We start from the raw sequence: 18,887 nt of genomic DNA, 5'->3' as shown, positions 1-18,887 counted from the left end.
TGTCAGCCGGCCAGTTGCTGAGCGCGCGTGCGGGCTGCGGCGATGGCCTCGTCGAAGAGCGGCTGCATGCCGTCCTCTGCCATCAACACGGCAAGGGCGGCGGCGGTCGTGCCGCCCGGCGAGGTCACGTTCTGGCGAAGTTTGGAGGCATCGTCGGGGAGCTGGTGCAACAATTCACCAGCTCCCGCGACGGTTTCCCGTGCAAGACGCATGGCGAGGTCCGCCTGCAGGCCGAGTTTCCGGCCTGCCTCAGCCATGCATTCCACGAGATAGAAGACATAGGCCGGTCCACTGCCGGAAACGGCGGTGACCGCATCGATATCGGCCTCTTCGGGCACCCATTCGACCGGGCCCGAGACCTTGAGGAGGTTCTGTACGAGCTGCCTTCGGCGCTCGTCGGTTGCCGCATTGGCGTAGGCACCGGTCACGCCTCGACCGACCATGGCCGGCGTATTCGGCATGGCGCGGACCATGGCCGCCTGCCCCAGGTGCAATTCGAGGAAACTGAGTGTCTTGCCAGCCGCAACCGAGACGACCACGCTCTCAGGCCCGACAGCATGGCGCAGCGACGGCAGCACCGCCTCCATCACCTGCGGCTTCAAGGCGAGAAACAAAACTCCAGCCTTGATGCCCTCGGGCAGGCTGGTTGCATGTTTGGCGCCGGCTTCGGCAATCATGGTCAGCATTGGCGCGGACGGACCCGGATCGACGACAATAACGGACGAGCCGGCAACGCCGCTCTTCAGCCAGCCGGTGAGCAGCGCACCGCCCATATTGCCGGCACCGACCAGAACGATCGGACCGGAGGAGGATGAGGCAGCAGCGGCGGCAGGCGTCATATCAGCACTCACCCACCGTTTCGAACAGCACGGCTTCCATGGCGCTCTTGGCTTCCATGCCGGACCAGACGACGAACTGAAACGCCTGGTAATAGGCTTCACACGTCTCCAGGCCGTTGGAAAGCAGCACCTCGACCTGACGGTTTGTCGGCTCGGCACCGCCGGCCAGCAGCAGCGACTGGCGGAAGATCACCACGTCTTCCTGGCGCCAAAGATCGAAGTGGCCCATCATCACCTGGCCGTTGATGCAGGAAAGCAGACGGATGACTTCGTTGACCCTGACTTCGGCGACCTTGATGTCGAAGGCGCAGGCGATATGCAACGCCTCGCACTGTTCCATCCAGGAGAAAGACACATGGTAATCGGTCCAATGGCCGGTGACCGTCATGGCGATCTCGTCCTCGCCCGACCGCTCGAAAGACCAGTCGTTATTGGCAGCGACGAACTCGATCATATCGACCGGGTTGGACTGGCGCTCAAGTTCTATTTCCATCAGGCTCATGCAGCACCTTTTCAACCGGAGCAAATGCAGCTGTTCGTGCTTCAACACAAAACCCTGCAGACAGTTACTCCGGCACAACCACTGGGATGATGTTGAACGGGGCCAGTATAACGCGACCACCATGCCCGTAGCTTACCAAGGGCCGTTCCGAATCATCATTTAAAATCAGTGTATAGGCGCCGTAGGCCGACGCCATCCCCTCAATCCGCAAATCCCCAAACCGCCTGTGGAAAGGTGCTGCGATATCGATTCAGCCGGGAGTCATAAGCGACTCCAGCGATTGGGTTTTTTCAACCTGTCCACAGGTCTTAAAAAATTCGTTCAAATGATAACAAAACGGCCATGGCGGATCTCCTGCCATGGCCGTCGGTGTCGCCGGGAGGGCGAATTACGACGCGGTTGCCGAAAGCTTCGCTTCGAGCGCTTCGATGCGAGCGCGCAGCGCGTCGTTTTCGTCACGCGCCTTGATTGCCATCTCGCGCACGGCCTCGAATTCCTCGCGCTTGACGATGTCCATGCTGTTCATCCAGCGCTCGGCCTGGGCATTGAAGGCCGTTTCGATTTCACGGCGGACGCCCTGTGCGGCGCCGGCGGCGTCGGTCATCAGCTTGGCGAATTCATCCATGATACGGCTCGGTCCTGTGGTCATGCTGCTCTCCTTTGCGGCCAACGGCCCGGTGAGGCCTCTCACCTTTCCAGATAGTGATGAGTTAGGATTTAGGAAGTCCCGTTGCAAGCGGTTTAGCCGTGGGCAACCCCGTGAGCCGCTTGCAATTGATCCATTTCGGTATAATCGACATGATGGTGCCGCCTTTTGGCAGCACGTTCAGCACCCATAACGGATGGACCAACTTGCAGACAACAGCGCTTCTCATGGCCATGCTTCCCTTCCCGGATATCGATCCGGTGGCCTTTTCCATAGGTCCCCTGGCCATCCACTGGTACGGGCTTGCCTATGTGCTCGGCATACTGCTCGGCTGGGGCTACGCGCGCAGGCTGGTCAGCAATCCCCGGCTCTGGCGCGACGGAAAGGCGCCGATGACCATCGCCCATCTCGACGACTTCGTCGTCTGGGTAGCACTCGGCATCGTGCTCGGCGGACGCATCGGCTATGTGCTGTTCTATGACATGCAGGCCGTCATCGAGAGCCCGCTCCGGGCGTTCCAGATCTGGAATGGCGGCATGTCCTTTCACGGCGGCCTAATCGGCACCACCATCGCCATGATCCTCTTTGCCCGCCGCAATTCGATCGCGATGTGGAGCCTGTTCGACGTCATCGCCGCGGTGGTACCGATCGGCCTGTTCTGCGGGCGCATCGCCAATTTCATCAACGGCGAACTCTGGGGCCGGGTTTCCACCGCGCCCTGGGCGATCGTCTTTCCGACAGGCGGCCCACTCAGCCGCCACCCAAGCCAGCTCTATGAAGCCGGCTTGGAAGGGATCGTGCTATTCCTCGTGTTGCTGTTCCTGACCCGCCAGCTTCTCACCTTGAAAAAGCCGGGTCTCACCAGCGGCGTCTTCGTGATCGGCTATGCGCTGTCGCGCATCTTCGTTGAGTTCTTCCGGGAGCCGGACCCTCAGCTCGGCTATCTCCTCGGAACCGACTGGTTGACCATGGGGATGGTGCTTTCGTCGCCGATGCTGTTGCTGGGGCTTTGGGCCGCCATCCGCGCGATCCGCGCATCCGCCGCCCCTCAGCCGGTCTGAGCGTTTCGAGGGAAAAAGCGATGACCACCGCATTGGGAGAAAAGATCAAGACTATCATCCGCGCCAACGGACCGATCAGCGTTACCGACTACTTTGCGCTCTGCCTCGCCGACCCGCAGCACGGCTATTACCGCACGCGGGAACCATTCGGACCGGCAGGCGATTTTGTCACGGCGCCCGAGGTCAGCCAGCTGTTCGGCGAGATGATCGGCGTCTTCATGGTGCATGCGTGGCAGCGGCATGGAACGCCTGTCGCCGTGCGCCTTGTCGAGATCGGTCCGGGACGGGGCACGATGATGAGCGACATGCTGCGCGTCATCCAGCGCCTGGCACCCCCACTCTATGACAACATGCACGTCCATCTGGTCGAAACCAGCGAACGCCTTCGTGACATTCAACAGGAAACCCTGCAGGCACATGCGGCCAAGATCGCCTGGCATGTCGATTTCAACGAAGTGCCGCACGGTTTTACGCTGCTTGCCGCCAATGAATTGTTCGATGCCATCCCCATCCGCCAGTTCGTCCGCACGGCCACGGGCTTTCGCGAGCGGGTGGTGGCGATTGACGTCGATGACGAACTGAGCTTTGCCGCTGGTATCGCGACCCTCGACCCGGCGCTGATGCCGGCATCCTCGCCGAAAACACCGCTCGGTACCATTTTCGAGATCGCGCCTGCCCGCCAGGCTGTCATGAGCGCCATCTGCGATCGTCTCGGCGACACCGGTGGAACCGCTTTGGTCATCGACTACGGCCACATGTCCACCGGCTTCGGCGATACGCTGCAGGCCGTTCGCATGCACGAATATGATCCGCCGCTGGCCAACCCCGGCGAGGCCGATCTGACCAGCCATGTCGACTTTCAGCATCTCGCGGAAACCGCGCTCGCCGCCGGCATGCACGTCAACGGCTGCGCCTACCAGGGCGACTTCCTGGTCGGCCTTGGCTTGATGGAGCGTGCCGGCGCGCTCGGGCGCGATCAGAACCTTGCGGTCCAGAGCGACATCGAGCAGGCGGTCGACAGGCTTGCCGGTGCCGGAGAGGGAAAGATGGGGGAACTGTTTAAAGTTCTCGCCGTTTCCAACCCTGCCATTGACCTCATGCCCTTTCGCCCGGTGGATTGACAGCCGATCCGCCGAAAGGTCAACATCGGCGCAGCCGCAGACCTGGCAATGGCCGAGGGATGGCGGCGCCGGTTCCTGAAAAGCAACTGCCTGTGAAGGACCATGTCTTGCTGCAACCTCTCGAAAGTCCCCTGCTGGCGACGGCTGGCCGCTCCGGCATCCGTCATGGCTACTTCACCCGAGAAGGCGGCGTATCGAAAGGCATTTATCGTGGCCTGAACGTCGGGCTCGGCTCGCGCGACGAGCGCGCTGCAGTCGAGGAAAACCGGCGCCGGGTCGCCTCCTGGTTCGGCCAGCCGATCGAGAAGCTGGCCACCGTCCATCAGATCCACTCGCCCGATGTCGTCACGGTCGACGGCGCCTATGACGGTGCGCGGCCGCAAGCCGATGCGCTGGTCACGGCGACACCGGGCCTCGTGCTCGGCGTGCTCGCTGCCGATTGCGGGCCTATTCTGTTTGCCGACCCGGAAAACCTGGTGATCGGCGCGGCCCATGCCGGCTGGAAGGGCGCGCTGACGGGCGTTCTCGAGAATACCATAGATGCCATGATTGCGCTCGGCGCCGCGCGGGGCTCCATCATTGCCTGCCTCGGCCCGTCGATCAGCCGCAGAAGCTACGAAGTCGGCCCCGAATTCGTCGAGCGCTTTCTCGAATACGACCGGACCTATGCCCGCTATTTCAATCCTTCCGACAAGGAAGGCCACGCCATGTTCGATCTTCCGGCCCTGACGGTCGACAGGCTGAATGCGGCTGGCATCGTCGCCGAAAGCCTCGACCTCTGCACCTACCCCGATGCCGAACGGTTCTTCTCCTATCGCAGCACGACCCATGCCCGCGAAGAGGATTACGGCCGGCAGATTTCCGCTATTGCAATCGAGGATACGTTTTAACATGGCCCTGCACTTCGAACGCACCGAATTCGCCGACCGTCTGTCCAAGCTGACGGCCAAGATGCAGGAGGAGAAGCTCGACGCCATGCTGCTTTTCGCCCAGGAAAGCATGTACTGGCTGACGGGCTACGATACGTTCGGCTACTGCTTCTTCCAGACGCTGGTGGTAAAGGTCGACGGCACGATGGCGCTCCTGACGCGCTCCGCCGACCTGCGCCAGGCGCGCCAGACCTCGATTATCGACGACATCCATATCTGGGTCGACCGGATCAACGCCGACCCCACGATGGACCTCAAGAACCTGCTGATCGAGATGGACCTGCTCGGCGCCCGCATCGGCGTCGAGTATGACACGCACGGCATGACGGGTCGCGTTGCCCGGCTGCTCGACAGTCAGCTGACATCCTTTGGCCAACTCGTTGACGCCTCCTATCTCGTCGGCCGCCTCCGTCTGATCAAGAGCCCGACCGAGCTTGCCTATGTCGAGCGCGCGGCCGTGCTGGCCGACGACGCCCTGGACGCCGCGCTGGCGCTGACGGGTCCGGGCGCTGACGAGGCCGCCATCCTGGCCGCCATGCAGGGAGCAGTATTTTCCGGCGGCGGCGACTATCCGGCCAACGAATTCATCATCGGTTCCGGCATCGACGCCCTGCTCTGCCGCTACAAGGCTGGCCGCCGAAAGCTGGACGCCAACGACCAGCTGACGCTCGAATGGGCCGGGGCCTATGCCCATTACCATGCGGCGATGATGCGTACGATCGTCATCGGCCAGCCCACCCATCGCCACCGCGAATTGTTCAGCGCCTGCCTGGAAACCATCCAGGCCATCGAGACGGTGATGAAGCCGGGCCACACCTTCGGCGACGTGTTCGACATGCATGCCAAGATCATGGACGAGCGCGGTCTGGCACGTCACCGGCTGAACGCCTGCGGCTATTCGCTCGGGGCCCGCTTCTCGCCATCCTGGATGGAACAGCAGATGTTCCACGTCGGCAATCCGCAGGAGATCGAGCCCGGAATGTCGCTGTTCGTCCACATGATCATCATGGATTCCGACACCGGCACGGCGATGACCCTTGGTCAGACCTACCTGACGACGGCCGACACGCCTAAAACTCTTTCGCGCCATCCGCTCGAATTTCTTAACCGGTAGGGCGTATCCTGGCGTTTGAACTCGCGGACGGCCGATGAGCGGATGGACCCCGCGCGGCCGACGCGTCACTCGGGCGATGAAGGGGCGCAGTATCCATGGTGTCTGTTCGGTCGGTATCGATCATCGTCGCGGCCTGCGCCATGCTGTCCAGCTGCAACACCACTGACGCACTGACGCCGCGGGTCGGCATAGGCGAGGACGTCGTCTCGGCGCCCGTCACCCAGCGCGAGGTCGAAAGGATGGCGGCAACGCCGCGCCAGCCGACCTATGGCGCCCGGACGGATGACAGCTATCAATCAAGCTATCAGCAGCGGGCCTATAGTGGCACCGGCAGCTCCTCGGCGACGCTGGACGAACAGGCGGACGCCATGCGCACCAGCGGGCGCAACCCGATTGCCTCCAAGCCGCTAGACGGAATGCAGCAACCCGCGCAAGAGGCAGATGGCGGCTTCCCATCCCAATCCGATGAACGGCGTGAGATGGAGCGCCGGCTGAACGACCCGCAGCCGGCTCCTGCGCAACAGCAGGCGTCGGAGCAGTCCGACGATCCGTCGCAGACCGCGCAACAGCCATCCGAAGAACCGCAGCAGGAACAGGCGTCCCTGCCGCCCGCCGCTGACGGCAACACCATCCGTTTCCTGCCGATCATCGGCGGACCGGTCGAGGCGGTGACGCCGCTCTCGCGTCAACTCGGCGCCGAGGCGCGCGCTACAGGCCTGACGATCAAGGGCTCGGGGGACACGAGCACCGCCTACATTCTCAAGGGCTACCTGACCACCTTCCCCGACGGTCCGCAGATCACCGTCTCCTATGTCTGGGACGTGCTCGACAGCAACGGCGGCCGGCTGCATCGCATTCAGGGGACCGAAAGCGTGCCGCTGAAGCGCGGCGATCCCTGGGCCGCCGTTCCCGCCAGCACCATGCAGAAGATTGCCTCCAAGACCATCGCCGAATTCAATAGCTGGCGACAGACTCGCGGTGGATAGCGGGGACACTTGGCACAAATCTTAACCGGGTTGAACCTAAGCCCTTGCATTCGAGTGCGGGGCCGTTAAAAGCGCGGCTATCAAACGGGAAATGGGCGGACCAAGATGAAGGTTTTCGCAGGGAATTCGAACCGGCACCTCGCCGAAGCGATCTGCAATTATCTCAATGTGCCCTTGGGCAGGGCAAGCGTCCGACGGTTCGCCGACCAGGAGATTTTCGTCGAGATTCAGGAAAACGTCCGCGGCGAGGATATATTCCTCGTCCAGTCGACGTCGTTCCCGACGAACGATCACCTGATGGAACTGCTGATCATGATCGACGCGATGCGCCGTTCGTCGGCACGGCGCATCACTGCCGTCCTTCCTTACTTCGGCTATGCCCGCCAGGATCGACGCGCCTCGGGCCGTACACCGATCTCAGCTAAACTCGTTGCCAATCTGATCACCGAGGCCGGCGCCGACCGCGTGCTGACGCTCGACCTCCATGCCGGTCAGATCCAGGGCTTTTTCGACATCCCGACCGACAACCTCTATGCCGTGCCGATCCTGACGCGCGATATCAAGGCCAACTACGACCGCGGCAACATCATGGTTGTCTCGCCTGACGTCGGCGGCGTCGTTCGCGCCCGCTCGCTCGCCAAGCGGTTGGACTGTCTTCTGGCGATCGTTGACAAGCGTCGTGATCGCCCGGGCGATTCAGAAGTCATGAACATCATCGGCGACGTCTCTGGCAAGGATTGCCTGTTGATCGACGACATCGTCGATTCGGGCGGCACCCTGTGCAACGCGGCCGATGCCTTGCTGGCCAAGGGCGCGTCCAGCGTGACTGCCTATATTACCCACGGCGTCCTCTCCGGGGGGGCGGTGACGCGCATCACATCGTCCAAGCTCAAGGAGCTTGTGATCACGGACTCGATCCAGCCGACGACGGCCGTGCAGTCCGCCCACAATATCCGCGTGATCTCGACCGCCAGCCTGATCGGCGAAGCGATCAACCGCACGAGCCAGGAAGAATCGGTCTCGAGCCTGTTCGACTGAGTCGCAGCTGCCGCCGCAAGCTCTCTAAAATCCCGGAACTTCGTTACGCAAGCGGTATGGCGCAGACTTCGCCGCCGCCGAACATCCGTGAGCGCGTCAGAAAACGCTTCTCCCGGCCGTTATCCAGCGAAAACATCCCGCCCCTGCCCGGCACGACATCGATGATTAGCTGGGTGTGCTTCCAGGCCTGAAATTGGCTGCCGGAGATGTAGACCGGGACCCCGCCGATCTCGCCAAGTTTCACGTCGTGATCGCCCACCATGAATTCGTCGGCCGGGTAGCACATCGGCGACGATCCATCGCAACATCCGCCGGACTGGTGGAACAGCAAGTTCGGATGGTCCAGCTGTATCTCGCGGAGTAGCTCCAGCGCCGCATCCGTCGCCAGAACGCGCGGTTCGCCGTTGATCGTTTCGGACATGTCGTCTCCTCAAACTGAATATCCCTCTCCCCGCGAACGGGAAGAGGGCCGAAATGTCGGGCAGATGTCGAGCGGTGAGCGAAAAGGATGCAGCGTGTCCTCTTCGGCATGCCGCTCGAAGATCCAGGCCATGTCTCCGCCCGCAGCGGGGCGAAGAGATGGATTGCGGGCTCTCAAAAGAAGCCGAGCGCCTTGTCGCTGTAGCTGACCAGCATATTCTTCGTCTGCTGATAGTGATCCAGCATCATCTTGTGGGTCTCGCGGCCGATACCGGACTGCTTGTAGCCGCCGAAGGCCGCATGGGCCGGATAGGCATGGTAGCAGTTGGTCCAGACGCGACCGGCCTGGATCTCGCGACCGAAGCGATAGCAGCGATTGGCATCGCGGCTCCAGACGCCGGCCCCGAGGCCATAAAGCGTGTCGTTGGCGATTTCGAGCGCTTCCTTGTCGTCCTTGAAGGTCGTCACCGAGACCACCGGCCCGAAGATCTCCTCCTGGAACACGCGCATCTTGTTGTGGCCCTTGAAGATCGTCGGCTTGACGTAATAGCCGTTGGCAAGTTCGCCGCCGAGATCGTTGCGGGCACCGCCGGTCAGGACCTCAGCCCCTTCCTGCTTGCCAATGTCGAGATAGGCGAGGATCTTTTCCAGCTGTTCGCTGGAGGCCTGGGCGCCGATCATCGTGGCGCTATCGAGCGGGTTGCCCTGCTTGATCGCCTCGACGCGCTTGACCGCCCGTTCCATGAACCGGTCGTAGATCGATTCCTGGACCAGCGCACGGCTGGGGCATGTGCAGACCTCGCCCTGGTTCAGCGCGAACATCGCAAAGCCTTCCAGCGCCTTATCGAGGAAGTCGTCATCCTTGGCCATGACGTCGTCGAAGAAGATGTTCGGCGACTTGCCGCCCAGCTCCAGCGTCACCGGGATCAGGTTCTGGCTGGCATATTGCATGATCAGCCGGCCGGTCGAGGTCTCGCCGGTGAAGGCGATCTTGGCAATACGCGGGCTGGTCGCCAGCGGCTTGCCGGCTTCGAGGCCGAAGCCGTTGACGATGTTGAGCACGCCGGCCGGGAAGAGGTCACCGACCAGTTCGGCCCAGATCAACAGCGATGCCGGCGTCTGCTCGGCCGGCTTCATGACGACGCAATTGCCGGCGGCGAGCGCCGGTGCCAGCTTCCAGGCGGCCATCAGGATCGGGAAGTTCCAGGGAATGATCTGGCCGACGACGCCGAGCGGCTCATGGAAGTGGTAGGCGACGGTGTCATGGTCGATTTCGCCGATGGAGCCTTCCTGGGCGCGGATGCAGGCGCCGAAGTAGCGGAAATGGTCAATCGCCAGCGGAATGTCGGCGGCCATCGTTTCGCGAATAGGCTTACCGTTGTCCCAGGTCTCCGCCTTGGCGAGCAACTCGAGATTGTCCTCCATCCGCTGCGCCACCTTCATCAGGATGTTCGAGCGCTCGGTGGTCGAAGTGCGGGCCCATCCGTCCTTGGCGGCATGGGCCGCATCGAGGGCGGCATTGATGTCCTTCTCGTCGGAGCGGGGGATTTCGCACAGCTTGCCGCCGGTGACAGGCGTGATGTTGTCGAAATATTTCCCCGAGATCGGCTCGCGCCACTGGCCACCGATGTAGTTGCCGTATTTCAGCTTGAACGGCGACTCGACGATTTTCTGATGCAGCATGTCATCCTCCCTGGGTGAACTGATCCTCTGCGGATCGATGGGCGGAGCCTGCACCCGTAGCACGGCGAGAAGTAGGGCCGTCAATCAATGCCGCAGCGCACAGTGTGTCACTTGTGCTACAGGAAGATGCCTTCGCAATCGGCAAAAGATCAAAGACTAGGCAACGTGGAACACTGCAAGCGGGCTAGGCCTTTGCAGGCAAAACGCTCGCCCCCCTTTCAGCTTTGGTGCAGCGAGAGCTTCTTCATCTTTCGATGCAGCGTCGCACGGCTGATGCCGAGGTGCTGGGCTGCCTGGGAGACATTGCCATTGTTGCGCGACAATACGCGCCTGAGTGCGGCCCTCTCGGCTTCCATCAGGTCGGCGCCGCTGTCGCGGCCTTCCTCATGCAAGGCGTCGGATGCGGGGATGCCTGCCTGGATGAGCGCGTCGTCCAGTTTCAGCGCCATCCTTGCGGCACGCGTCGCACCAAGAATCAGATCGTCCTTGTCGACCGCCAGCAGCGCGGCGGTGGGGTTTCCCCCGCAAGGAACCATAACGATGCGAGAGCCACGGAAGGCGCTTCGGAACAGGTTGGTCTCTATACGCAGCGCAGCATCGCGCACCGCCTGAGTGAGGATAGCCAAGGCTGCCTCATTGACGTCGTCACGGCAGGTGGAGATGTCGAGCGCAGCCGTCAGCTGGCCGCGATGGTCGCGGATCGGCGCCGAGGTGCAGCTAAGCTTGATGTTCGACGACAGAAAATGCTGATCGCGATAGATGGAGACCGATCGCTCGTCGGCAATCGCCGTGCCGATGCCGTTTGTCCCGGCGCTGGCCTCGCTCCACACCGCGCCCGTCCAGAGGCCCAAGTTGCGGAAATCCTTGTCCTCGCTGCCGGCGCCGCGTCGGTCGAGCGCGACACCCTTGCTGTCCGTCAGCAAGAGGCAGCATCCGGCCTTGCCGATCGTCAGGAAAAGCCGGTCAAGCTCGTCGGAGGCCTCGACGATCAACTGCGCGGACCGCTCGCGCGCCATCTGGAACTCATAATCCGTCAGCCGCAGCGGCGAGCGCTTCTGTTCCGGCGTGAGTTGATACATGGACATGCAGCGCTGCCAGGAAGCAATAATCGGCGAGCTGGCCGCCGCCGACTTCTGCTGCGCGCTCGCATATACACGCTCTGCATGGGCAATCTGGTTATGCATCTGCCCCTCCCGAAGGCTTTGGGCAGATTGTCTCGCGAAACGTTGGCGCGCGCAATGTAAAACTGCGTCATATGTGCAGACGCGCCCGCGACATTTGAATGAAGCGCGTCTACGACACGCACGGCTATTTCGGTGCGGTGACGACCTGACCATTGACGGTGAACGTGCCGTCCTCGGCAACGCCCACATCCCAGCGCTGCCGCCCGTCGGGATCGGCCTTGGCAAAGCCCTTGGCCATCATCATGACGAAGGAAACCTGGTTCAGCTCCGGATCGGTCTTGGCGGCGTTCTGGACGTAGGCAATGGTCTTGTCGTAGTCGCGGGCGAGCACGCTCATCTGCAGCCCATACTCCTTGGTCTGCAGCAGGTTGGACGTCATCTTGCCGGAGACCTCGATGTCATAGACGGATGAGCGAGCGCTGATTTCGGGAAAATCGATCGTCAGCCTGTCATTCGGGAACACGGCCTGCTGGATTTTTTGGCTCTTTTCGGTTGAAAGCCCCTCACCGGTGGAGAAATCGGTGTCCAGCAGGATATGCGCGGCGGCCGCGAAGTTCATGTCTGGAATTCCGACCTCGACCACCGCAGCGTCCGGCACCAGCGCCTGATAGACGGCTGGGACCGCGCTGGTCTCAAGCTTCATGTCCTCCGCGCGAAGACCGAAGCCGATGCTGGACGCTTCCGTCAGGCCGTTCATCTTGAAGGAGTAGGTCAATTTGGAAAGCGCCAGCCTGCCGACATCGGTGACAACGGAAACATTGTTGGCCGCAGCTGTCTCGTCGAGCGAGACAAACAGCGGCAATGCGTCGCGCACGAGCTTCTCGAACCTGTCGCTGCCGCGCTTCGAAAGCTTCTTGGCCTTGGCATGATCGAGAACGAAGTTGAGCAGCGCATGCAACTGCCGGATCGGCACACCCGTCGCCTTCGCATCGAAGGTGACATTGTCAGCCTTGATCTCCGCACTACCCGGCGCCGCGCTGGAAATCTTCTCGTGGAAATCGGGCATGGAGCCGCTGGACAGAATATCGATGGTGCCGGGCTTGGCAGTATCCAAGGACGACAGCTTGTAGGCCATGCCGGAGGCCCCGGCCTCGATCCTTTCGTCTCCCGTCGCCGACGAGAGCTTGAAGTCCCGTGCGGTCACATCCAGCGAGCGCATGTAGCCGATCGCCGGGTCGAAAACGCCGCTGTAGACCAGCGAACCCATCGCATAGCGCATGTCCGTGGCCGGGCCCTCGCCCGACTTGGAGTGCGCGGAAATGTCGAAGGCGTTGTCGCCGTCGATGTTCCACAGCCCCTTGGCCGTCGGCTCAGCGAACATCGACAGTGGCTTCAACCCTTCGACGACAAAGTTCGAGGTGCTGATCCTGTCGAGAAATTTGGTCAGGTCGTAGGTGACCTCGTAACGGCCACTGGTGGGCTTTACCGTCAGGAAGCCGCTGTCGATGATATCCTGCGACAGAAAGCGGGTGAGCGTATTGCGCAGATCCTTGGCGCCTTGCTCGTTGACCTCCGCCCCATAGGATGAGCCTGAAAGGCCGACGATAAATATGGCGGCGGCGGCAATGGTGCGATAACGCATGACAACTCTCCCTGTACCCGGACGGCAGGGGAATGTGGAAGACCCGGAGACGGCCTGTCAACCACGGATTGTCGCTTGGCGGCAAAGAAACGGCGCCATCCACTGTCAGGCGGCGGCAGCTCGCATGACGAGGGGTGCGGGTGTCGGACTTTCGTCAACCTCGTGCGTCGGCATCGGGTCATCCTCGGCGTTGACGATGGCCTCGATAGCGGAGCGCGGCGCAGGCTTTCCAAACAGGAAGCCCTGAACCTGCGTGCAGCCTTCCTGGCGCAAGAAGTCCATATGCTCCTCGAGTTCGACACCTTCGGCAAGCACCGGAATGTCAAGGCTGGCGGCCAGGATCAAAGTGGAGCGAACGATGGCCGCTGACTGCCGGCTGGTGGCAACGTCCGCAATGAAGGCACGATCGATCTTGATCTTGTCGAAGGGGAAGCTCTGCAGCGTCGATAGCGAAGAATAGCCAGTGCCATAGTCGTCCATGGCGACCTTGACGTTAAGGTCCTTAAGTCGACAGATGGCCCGCAAGGCTTGCTGGTGATCCGAGATGATGCTGGATTCCGTGATTTCGATTTCCAACCGCTCCGGCGCCAGCCCGGTCTCCGACAACACACTGTGCACGAGGTCCGGCAGACGCGGATCGGACAATTGTTGCGGCGCGACGTTGACAGCGATGCGCAGTGGCCGCTTCCAGGTTGCCGCCTCCGCGCAGGCCGTGCGGAGCACCCATTCGCCCAGTTCCTGGATAAACCCGGTTTTCTCGGCTATAGGAATGAACTCGACCGGCGATATCGTCCCGCGAACCGGATGATGCCAGCGGAGCAACACCTCAAACCCAACGATTTCTCTCGTCACGGTATCGTTCTGCTGCTGATACGCCAGCTCGAACTGTCTGCCGCGAATGCCGGCTCGCATATCGACCGCCAGCGCGTTGCGCTCGCGTGCTGCCTCATCCATGGAGGCATCGTAGAAGCAGATCGAATTGGTCAAGGTTGATTTTGCCCGGTACATGGCGATATCGGCCTGCGACAGCAGGTCGTCGACATCCGAGGCAGGCCCGGGAAAGGTCGAAATGCCGATGCTGCAACCAACGACAAGAATATGGCCGTTCCACTCGATAGGCCGCCCCACCTCATCAACGATCCTCTGGGCAAGCGCCTTGGCCTCGCTGCGCAGATAGACCTCCTCCATGAAGGCGACGAATTCATCACCGCCGACACGCGCAACGAACTCGCCGGGCGTCAGGATCTTCGTGAGTCGCATGGCGACCGCCCGCAGGACGAAATCGCCCGCCGCGTGGCCATGAACGTCGTTGATACCCTTGAAGCGATCAAGGTCGAAACAAAGCACCGCAACTTTGGCGCTCGCATCCATCGTGCGCTCGATCAGCGTGCCCAGGCGCTCGTTGAAGGCGGCCCTGTTTGGCAGGTTGGTGAGAGCGTCATGGAGGGAGAGATGCCGGTATCGCTCGAGCGCCGCCTGGTTCGATTGGGTGTCGATAATGTAGGTTGAGGCGCCGAGCACCAGAATGATGAACATGATTGCCGAGACGATAACGGTCATGATCGACGGCGAGATCATTTCCGGCAGCGGCGCGATAGTGGGATCAGGCAGGATCGTCAGTCCTGCCATGCCGGTAAAATGGGTAAGGACGATGGCAAGGATCAGGCAACAAGCGGCACCGTGCTGGCAAAAGCGCGTCACGGGCCTGGCAATGCGGCTAGTGCCAAGCGCGCCGAAGGCAGCGCCGAAAAAAACCGCCACGGCGACGTAGCGCCAATCCCACTCCAGTTGAGCGGAGGCTCTATAGGCGGCGATCCCGGTGAAATGCATCAGCGAGATGCCAAGGCCCATAACCAAGCCACCCGCTTCAACGAGCGCGCTTTGTGCATTGAGCGACGCGATGGTGAAGCCGACGAGCGTGACACCGATGGCGAACAGGAGCGAGGTGATGGTCAGGCCCGGATCATAGCCAAAGGCGACCGGTATCTCATATCCGAGCATTGCGACGAAATGCGTTGTCCAGATCGTCGATCCGCCGACGAAGCCGGAAAGAAACAGCCAATTCCAGCTTTGCAGCCCCTGTGTCCGGCGCACCCGCGAAAACAACCGCATTGTCAGCAGGGAGCCGAACACACAGATGGCTGCGGCGACGACCAGAGACCAAATGCTGTGCTCGCCAGCAATGCAGTACAAGAACTTATACATTAGAACCACCTAAGTTAGATAGGTGATAGTCCTACTACGGTGCACAGTAATTCCGGTAAACGAGATCTGGCCACTTATTCCGATGGTTAAGCAACTTGTCACGAACGCAACCTTAAGACCTCCCACCGCTGGAATGCATTGCCCTGGCTGCAGCGAAGGTGGCAATTATCAAGCGATCGTGTCAGTCCACTGCCAGCTTGCCTTTCTTCGTCATTTGCACTATACGCCACGCGTCCGCGCAGACACCCTTGGAGGCAATGCGGATGAGGCCGGTTTCGGCCGTCCTCCGGTCTTGCCGGGCGGTTCGCCGCCAGGCGCAAGACTCTCCAGTAATCTTGAAAGGAATTGCCATGAGCAACCAAAGCTATCAGCTCAAGGCCGACGCACGCGAACGGGTTGGTAAGGGGTCCGCCCGTGAACTTCGCCGCAACGGTCTCATTCCTGCTGTCATCTATGGCGACAAGCAGGCCCCGATTTCCATCACGTTGAACACCAACGAAGTCACCAAGCGCGTCCACGCCGGCGGCTTCCTGACGACCATCGTCAATGTCGACGTCGATGGCAAGTCCTACCGCGTTCTGCCGAAGGACTACCAGCTCGATCCGGTCCGCGACTTCGTTCTGCACGTCGATTTTCTGCGCGTCTCCGGCAACACCCAGGTGACCGTTGAAATCCCGGTTCACTTCGTCAACGACGAAAAGGCACCCGGCATCAAGCAGGGCGGCGTTCTCAACATCGTTCGCCATGCCGTCGAAGTTCATTGCCCAGCTGACAAGATCCCGGAATTCTTCACGGTCGACCTGACCGGCGCGAAGATCGGCGACAGCATCCACATTTCGAGCGTCACTCTGCCGAAGGATGTTCATCCCGTCATCGCCGACCGCGACTTCACGATCGCCACCATCGTTGCTCCGGCAGCCGGCGTGACCGAAGACGAAGAAGAAGGTACGGAGGAAGCTTAAGGCTTTCCTGCACTCTGAGATGCGAAACCCGCCTCCCTTTGGGACGGCGGGTTTTTTTATGCCTTCTTGAAGACCGGCATGGCGTTCCCAAGCTCATGCTCGCGGGTGTTGCAGAGCAATATCGTTAACCCCGCCGTTTCAGCAACATTTAACACATCTGTGAAATTTTACCCGACAGAGTTGCGGTCCGCCGAATTCGACGGCAGTGGGCCGGTGACTACGACTATGGGAAGATAGCCGGAACATGAACAACTCGGTCGAGAACAGGTTCTTTGCGATCGTTTGCGGCGCCTTGCTTGTCTTTGTCGCGCCCCTGTTCGTCCTCTTTCTTTTCCTATCCTCGGAGCGCGCCGACAAGGAAATCCGGGATCACATCGCTGTCCTCCTCGTCGCCAATGCCCAGGCACTGGCCAAGCCGCTGTGGGATCTCGATGAAGACAGCATCACCCAGATCAGCGCCACGACCGTTTCGGAAAGCGACCAGGTAAAGGTCAACGTCCGCGATACATCCGGCCAGCTCGACATCACCCAGTCGACGATCCCGAAGTCGTTCACCGGCACGCTGGAGTCGATCTCCCGCCCGATTGTCTACCAGACGATCGACGGTAGGAGGACACTGGGCACAATTACTGTCTACTACCCCGAACTCGGTCTTTTCGATGGATTGAAGCGCGAGGAAATTGTCTTCGTCTCGATCTTCATCTTTGCGGTGTTGACCGTGTTTGGCACCGCGTTGATCGGCAACCGCATCTTCGTGATCCAGCCCCTCATGCGCTTGACGCACGCCATCGAGGCAACGCGGCAACTTGGCTCGCGACATCATGTCGACTGGCAGTCGAACGACGAGATGGGGCGACTTGCCCGCAGCTTCAATGCCATGCAGATCAAGCTCCAGCGCGAGGAGACCGAACTGAAGCTCGCCCACCGAGGCGCGACCGATACCTACAACCTTACTCCCGCCATGCTGTTTTCTCTGGACAGTGACGACTGTATCGCCGCTGTGAGCGATTACTGGCTGGCAGCCACCGGCTATGACCGCGACGAGGTCCTGGGGCGGCCGTTTGCTGGTCTCGTGCTGCCGGAATCGCGCGACAAATACATGCAGCGCAAGCAGACCGACGGCACCGCCGCGCCGCGCATAGAGGTCACCGTCAAATTTCCCTGCCAGGACGGGCGGGTGATGGACGTGCTGATCCTCGAATCGACCGCAGTTCAGTCCGGATTGTCGCTTTCCGTCATGACGGATGTGACGGACCTCAAGCAATCCGAGGACCGCAACCTCCGCCAGGCAATTACCGATCACCTGACCGGTCTGCTGAACCGCCAGGGTTTCGAGACGGCGCTCGACGAGATGATCGGCAGAGCCGACATGGATGGCCAGGAGCTTGCCTGCCTGTTCGTCGATCTCGATCGTTTCAAATGGATCAACGACAATCATGGTCACGCGGCTGGCGACGCGGCGCTTCGCGAACTGGTCGCCCGCCTGCAACAGTACCTGTCGCCGAACGATGTTGCCGCTCGCCTCGGCGGCGATGAATTCGCCATCCTGCTGCTGTCCAGCGATGCCGAGCAGAAAGCGCTCGCCATGTCCGCGAGCATAGGCCAGATCTTCAAGACGCCCTTTGCCGATGATGCCCGCCTCAGCGCCAGTATCGGCATCGCCATCTATCCCCGCCATGCGGCGAATGCCTCGGAACTGCTGCAGAAATCCGACATGGCGATGTACGTCAAGAAGCGCGAAGGCAAGAACGGCGCGCAGGTCTTCGACAACAGCATGCTCGACGATGCCAAAAGCCGCGCCGAGGTCGAGGGCTTCATTGAGACCGGTTTGAGCGAGGACTGGTTCGAAGCCTATCTGCAGCCGATCGTGAATATTGAGGACCGCTCGATCGCCGGCTTTGAAGCCCTGATGCGTTTGCATCATCCACAGAAGGGCATCCTGCCGCCGAAGGCTATCGTGGAGATTGCCGAAGAAACGGGATCGATCATCCGCATCGGCAACCGCATCATGGAAAAGGCGGTCGCAAGCCTCGCCCGGATGTCGACCATTGACGGCATGAAGGATGCCTATCTCGCCATCAACTTCTCGCCACTGCAGTTCGAGCCGGGCTTGCCCGCGGCGATTGCCACGCTGCTGTTGCGCCATAGCATCAGGCCCCACCGCATCATCATCGAGATCACCGAAGCCGTGCTGATGGACGACAACCCGGTCATACGGACTGTCCTCAATGAAATCTGTCTGTTTGGCTGTCGCATCGCGCTCGACGACTTTGGAACAGGCTACTCCTCGCTCAGCTACATCAACCGCTTCCCTGTCGACATCATCAAGATCGACCAGTCCTTCACCCGCGCGATCAATGACGCCTCCCCGGATGTTCGCCGCAAGAGCCGTATGCTTGTCGAAAGCATCACCACCCTGTCCCACAAGATGAACTGCACCGTGATTGCCGAAGGGATCGAAACAGAGGACGAATGCGCCACCTTGATTTCGATGGGTCTCGACTTTGGACAGGGCTATCTCTTCTATCGCCCGCAACATCCTAATGTGCTAATTGAAACCCTCAAAGCCGACGCTGCATCCTATCGCGAGACCGCGGCTGCCGCTTCCTGATCAG

The 18,887-nt window shown here is 61.1% G+C and carries 16 protein-coding genes; 8 read left to right on the top strand and 8 right to left on the bottom strand.

The genetic code is table 11. The features are described from left to right. Positions 1 to 2: 2 nt before the first annotated feature. The 3 genes from proC to VH564_RS09815 form a co-directional block, all read right to left on the bottom strand. On the bottom strand, positions 3 to 839 hold the full coding sequence (gene proC / locus VH564_RS09825) for a pyrroline-5-carboxylate reductase (RefSeq protein WP_423339642.1): 837 nt from the start codon (positions 837 to 839) through the stop codon (positions 3 to 5). 1 nt (position 840) lies between these two features. After that, positions 841 to 1,341 carry a YbjN domain-containing protein gene (locus VH564_RS09820; RefSeq protein ID WP_423339641.1) on the bottom strand — a complete coding sequence of 167 codons (501 nt, stop codon included), beginning with the start codon at positions 1,339 to 1,341 and terminating at the stop codon, positions 841 to 843. A 388-nt stretch (positions 1,342 to 1,729) separates the two neighbouring features. Continuing rightward, a complete protein-coding gene (locus VH564_RS09815; RefSeq protein ID WP_423339640.1) occupies positions 1,730 to 1,990 on the bottom strand; it encodes an accessory factor UbiK family protein in 261 nt (86 codons plus the stop codon). 203 nt (positions 1,991 to 2,193) lie between these two features. On the opposite strand from VH564_RS09815, the gene lgt reads away from it, so the two are divergent. From lgt to VH564_RS09785, 6 genes are all read left to right on the top strand, one after another. Then, on the top strand, positions 2,194 to 3,048 hold the full coding sequence (gene lgt, locus VH564_RS09810) for a prolipoprotein diacylglyceryl transferase (protein WP_423339983.1): 855 nt from the start codon (positions 2,194 to 2,196) through the stop codon (positions 3,046 to 3,048). Between the two features lie 20 nt (positions 3,049 to 3,068). Further along, positions 3,069 to 4,169: a class I SAM-dependent methyltransferase gene (locus tag VH564_RS09805; protein WP_423339639.1), complete on the top strand. Its 1,101-nt coding sequence runs from the start codon at positions 3,069 to 3,071 to the stop codon at positions 4,167 to 4,169. A 59-nt stretch (positions 4,170 to 4,228) separates the two neighbouring features. Continuing rightward, the gene (gene pgeF, locus VH564_RS09800) at positions 4,229 to 5,059 is read left to right on the top strand and encodes a peptidoglycan editing factor PgeF (protein ID WP_423339638.1); all 831 of its coding nucleotides are present in this window, start codon (positions 4,229 to 4,231) and stop codon (positions 5,057 to 5,059) included. A gap of 1 nt (position 5,060) precedes the next feature. Continuing rightward, complete coding sequence (locus VH564_RS09795) at positions 5,061 to 6,212, top strand: M24 family metallopeptidase (protein ID WP_423339637.1); 1,152 nt, start codon at positions 5,061 to 5,063, stop codon at positions 6,210 to 6,212. 95 nt (positions 6,213 to 6,307) lie between these two features. Further along, entirely contained in the window at positions 6,308 to 7,198 is an 891-nt protein-coding gene (locus VH564_RS09790) for a hypothetical protein (protein ID WP_423339636.1), read from the top strand. Between the two features lie 105 nt (positions 7,199 to 7,303). After that, complete coding sequence (locus VH564_RS09785) at positions 7,304 to 8,236, top strand: ribose-phosphate pyrophosphokinase (protein WP_423339635.1); 933 nt, start codon at positions 7,304 to 7,306, stop codon at positions 8,234 to 8,236. Between the two features lie 43 nt (positions 8,237 to 8,279). Here the strand turns inward: VH564_RS09785 and VH564_RS09780 are convergent, their stop codons facing one another. From VH564_RS09780 to VH564_RS09760, 5 genes are all read right to left on the bottom strand, one after another. Further along, positions 8,280 to 8,657, bottom strand: coding sequence for a DUF779 domain-containing protein (locus VH564_RS09780; protein WP_423339634.1), 378 nt, complete (start codon positions 8,655 to 8,657; stop codon positions 8,280 to 8,282). Positions 8,658 to 8,830: 173 nt separating this feature from the next. Then, entirely contained in the window at positions 8,831 to 10,339 is a 1,509-nt protein-coding gene (gene adh / locus VH564_RS09775; RefSeq protein ID WP_423339633.1) for an aldehyde dehydrogenase, read from the bottom strand. Between the two features lie 218 nt (positions 10,340 to 10,557). Continuing rightward, on the bottom strand, positions 10,558 to 11,523 hold the full coding sequence (locus VH564_RS09770) for a helix-turn-helix domain-containing protein (RefSeq protein WP_423339632.1): 966 nt from the start codon (positions 11,521 to 11,523) through the stop codon (positions 10,558 to 10,560). A 124-nt stretch (positions 11,524 to 11,647) separates the two neighbouring features. Beyond that, on the bottom strand, positions 11,648 to 13,105 hold the full coding sequence (locus VH564_RS09765) for a hypothetical protein (RefSeq protein ID WP_423339631.1): 1,458 nt from the start codon (positions 13,103 to 13,105) through the stop codon (positions 11,648 to 11,650). Between the two features lie 105 nt (positions 13,106 to 13,210). Continuing rightward, positions 13,211 to 15,310 (bottom strand): putative bifunctional diguanylate cyclase/phosphodiesterase, encoded by a 2,100-nt coding sequence (locus tag VH564_RS09760; RefSeq protein WP_423339630.1) that lies wholly within the window; start codon positions 15,308 to 15,310, stop codon positions 13,211 to 13,213. A 350-nt stretch (positions 15,311 to 15,660) separates the two neighbouring features. Here VH564_RS09760 and VH564_RS09755 point away from each other — a divergent pair, with 350 nt between their 5' ends. Continuing rightward, positions 15,661 to 16,272, top strand: coding sequence for a 50S ribosomal protein L25/general stress protein Ctc (locus VH564_RS09755; RefSeq protein WP_423339629.1), 612 nt, complete (start codon positions 15,661 to 15,663; stop codon positions 16,270 to 16,272). A 244-nt stretch (positions 16,273 to 16,516) separates the two neighbouring features. Further along, the gene (locus tag VH564_RS09750) at positions 16,517 to 18,883 is read left to right on the top strand and encodes a putative bifunctional diguanylate cyclase/phosphodiesterase (protein ID WP_423339628.1); all 2,367 of its coding nucleotides are present in this window, start codon (positions 16,517 to 16,519) and stop codon (positions 18,881 to 18,883) included. Positions 18,884 to 18,887 lie beyond the last annotated feature (4 nt).

The sequence above is a fragment of the Rhizobium sp. HT1-10 genome (assembly GCF_049472505.1).
Taxonomy (GTDB): domain Bacteria; phylum Pseudomonadota; class Alphaproteobacteria; order Rhizobiales; family Rhizobiaceae; genus Rhizobium.
The sequence above is the reverse complement of the archived record's forward strand: the minus strand, read 5'-3'. Positions and strand labels throughout refer to the sequence as shown.

Coding starts and splice junctions, on each gene's coding strand:
- proC (WP_423339642.1), bottom strand. CDS start 839: ATGACGCCTGCCGCCGCTGCTGCCTCATCCTCCTCCGGTCCGATCGTT.
- VH564_RS09760 (WP_423339630.1), bottom strand. CDS start 15,310: ATGTATAAGTTCTTGTACTGCATTGCTGGCGAGCACAGCATTTGGTCT.
- VH564_RS09755 (WP_423339629.1), top strand. CDS start 15,661: ATGAGCAACCAAAGCTATCAGCTCAAGGCCGACGCACGCGAACGGGTT.
- pgeF (WP_423339638.1), top strand. CDS start 4,229: ATGGCGGCGCCGGTTCCTGAAAAGCAACTGCCTGTGAAGGACCATGTC.
- VH564_RS09780 (WP_423339634.1), bottom strand. CDS start 8,657: ATGTCCGAAACGATCAACGGCGAACCGCGCGTTCTGGCGACGGATGCG.
- VH564_RS09820 (WP_423339641.1), bottom strand. CDS start 1,341: ATGAGCCTGATGGAAATAGAACTTGAGCGCCAGTCCAACCCGGTCGAT.
- VH564_RS09795 (WP_423339637.1), top strand. CDS start 5,061: ATGGCCCTGCACTTCGAACGCACCGAATTCGCCGACCGTCTGTCCAAG.
- VH564_RS09770 (WP_423339632.1), bottom strand. CDS start 11,523: ATGCATAACCAGATTGCCCATGCAGAGCGTGTATATGCGAGCGCGCAG.
- VH564_RS09750 (WP_423339628.1), top strand. CDS start 16,517: ATGAACAACTCGGTCGAGAACAGGTTCTTTGCGATCGTTTGCGGCGCC.
- VH564_RS09805 (WP_423339639.1), top strand. CDS start 3,069: ATGACCACCGCATTGGGAGAAAAGATCAAGACTATCATCCGCGCCAAC.
- VH564_RS09765 (WP_423339631.1), bottom strand. CDS start 13,105: ATGCGTTATCGCACCATTGCCGCCGCCGCCATATTTATCGTCGGCCTT.
- VH564_RS09815 (WP_423339640.1), bottom strand. CDS start 1,990: ATGACCACAGGACCGAGCCGTATCATGGATGAATTCGCCAAGCTGATG.
- VH564_RS09785 (WP_423339635.1), top strand. CDS start 7,304: ATGAAGGTTTTCGCAGGGAATTCGAACCGGCACCTCGCCGAAGCGATC.
- adh (WP_423339633.1), bottom strand. CDS start 10,339: ATGCTGCATCAGAAAATCGTCGAGTCGCCGTTCAAGCTGAAATACGGC.
- VH564_RS09790 (WP_423339636.1), top strand. CDS start 6,308: ATGGTGTCTGTTCGGTCGGTATCGATCATCGTCGCGGCCTGCGCCATG.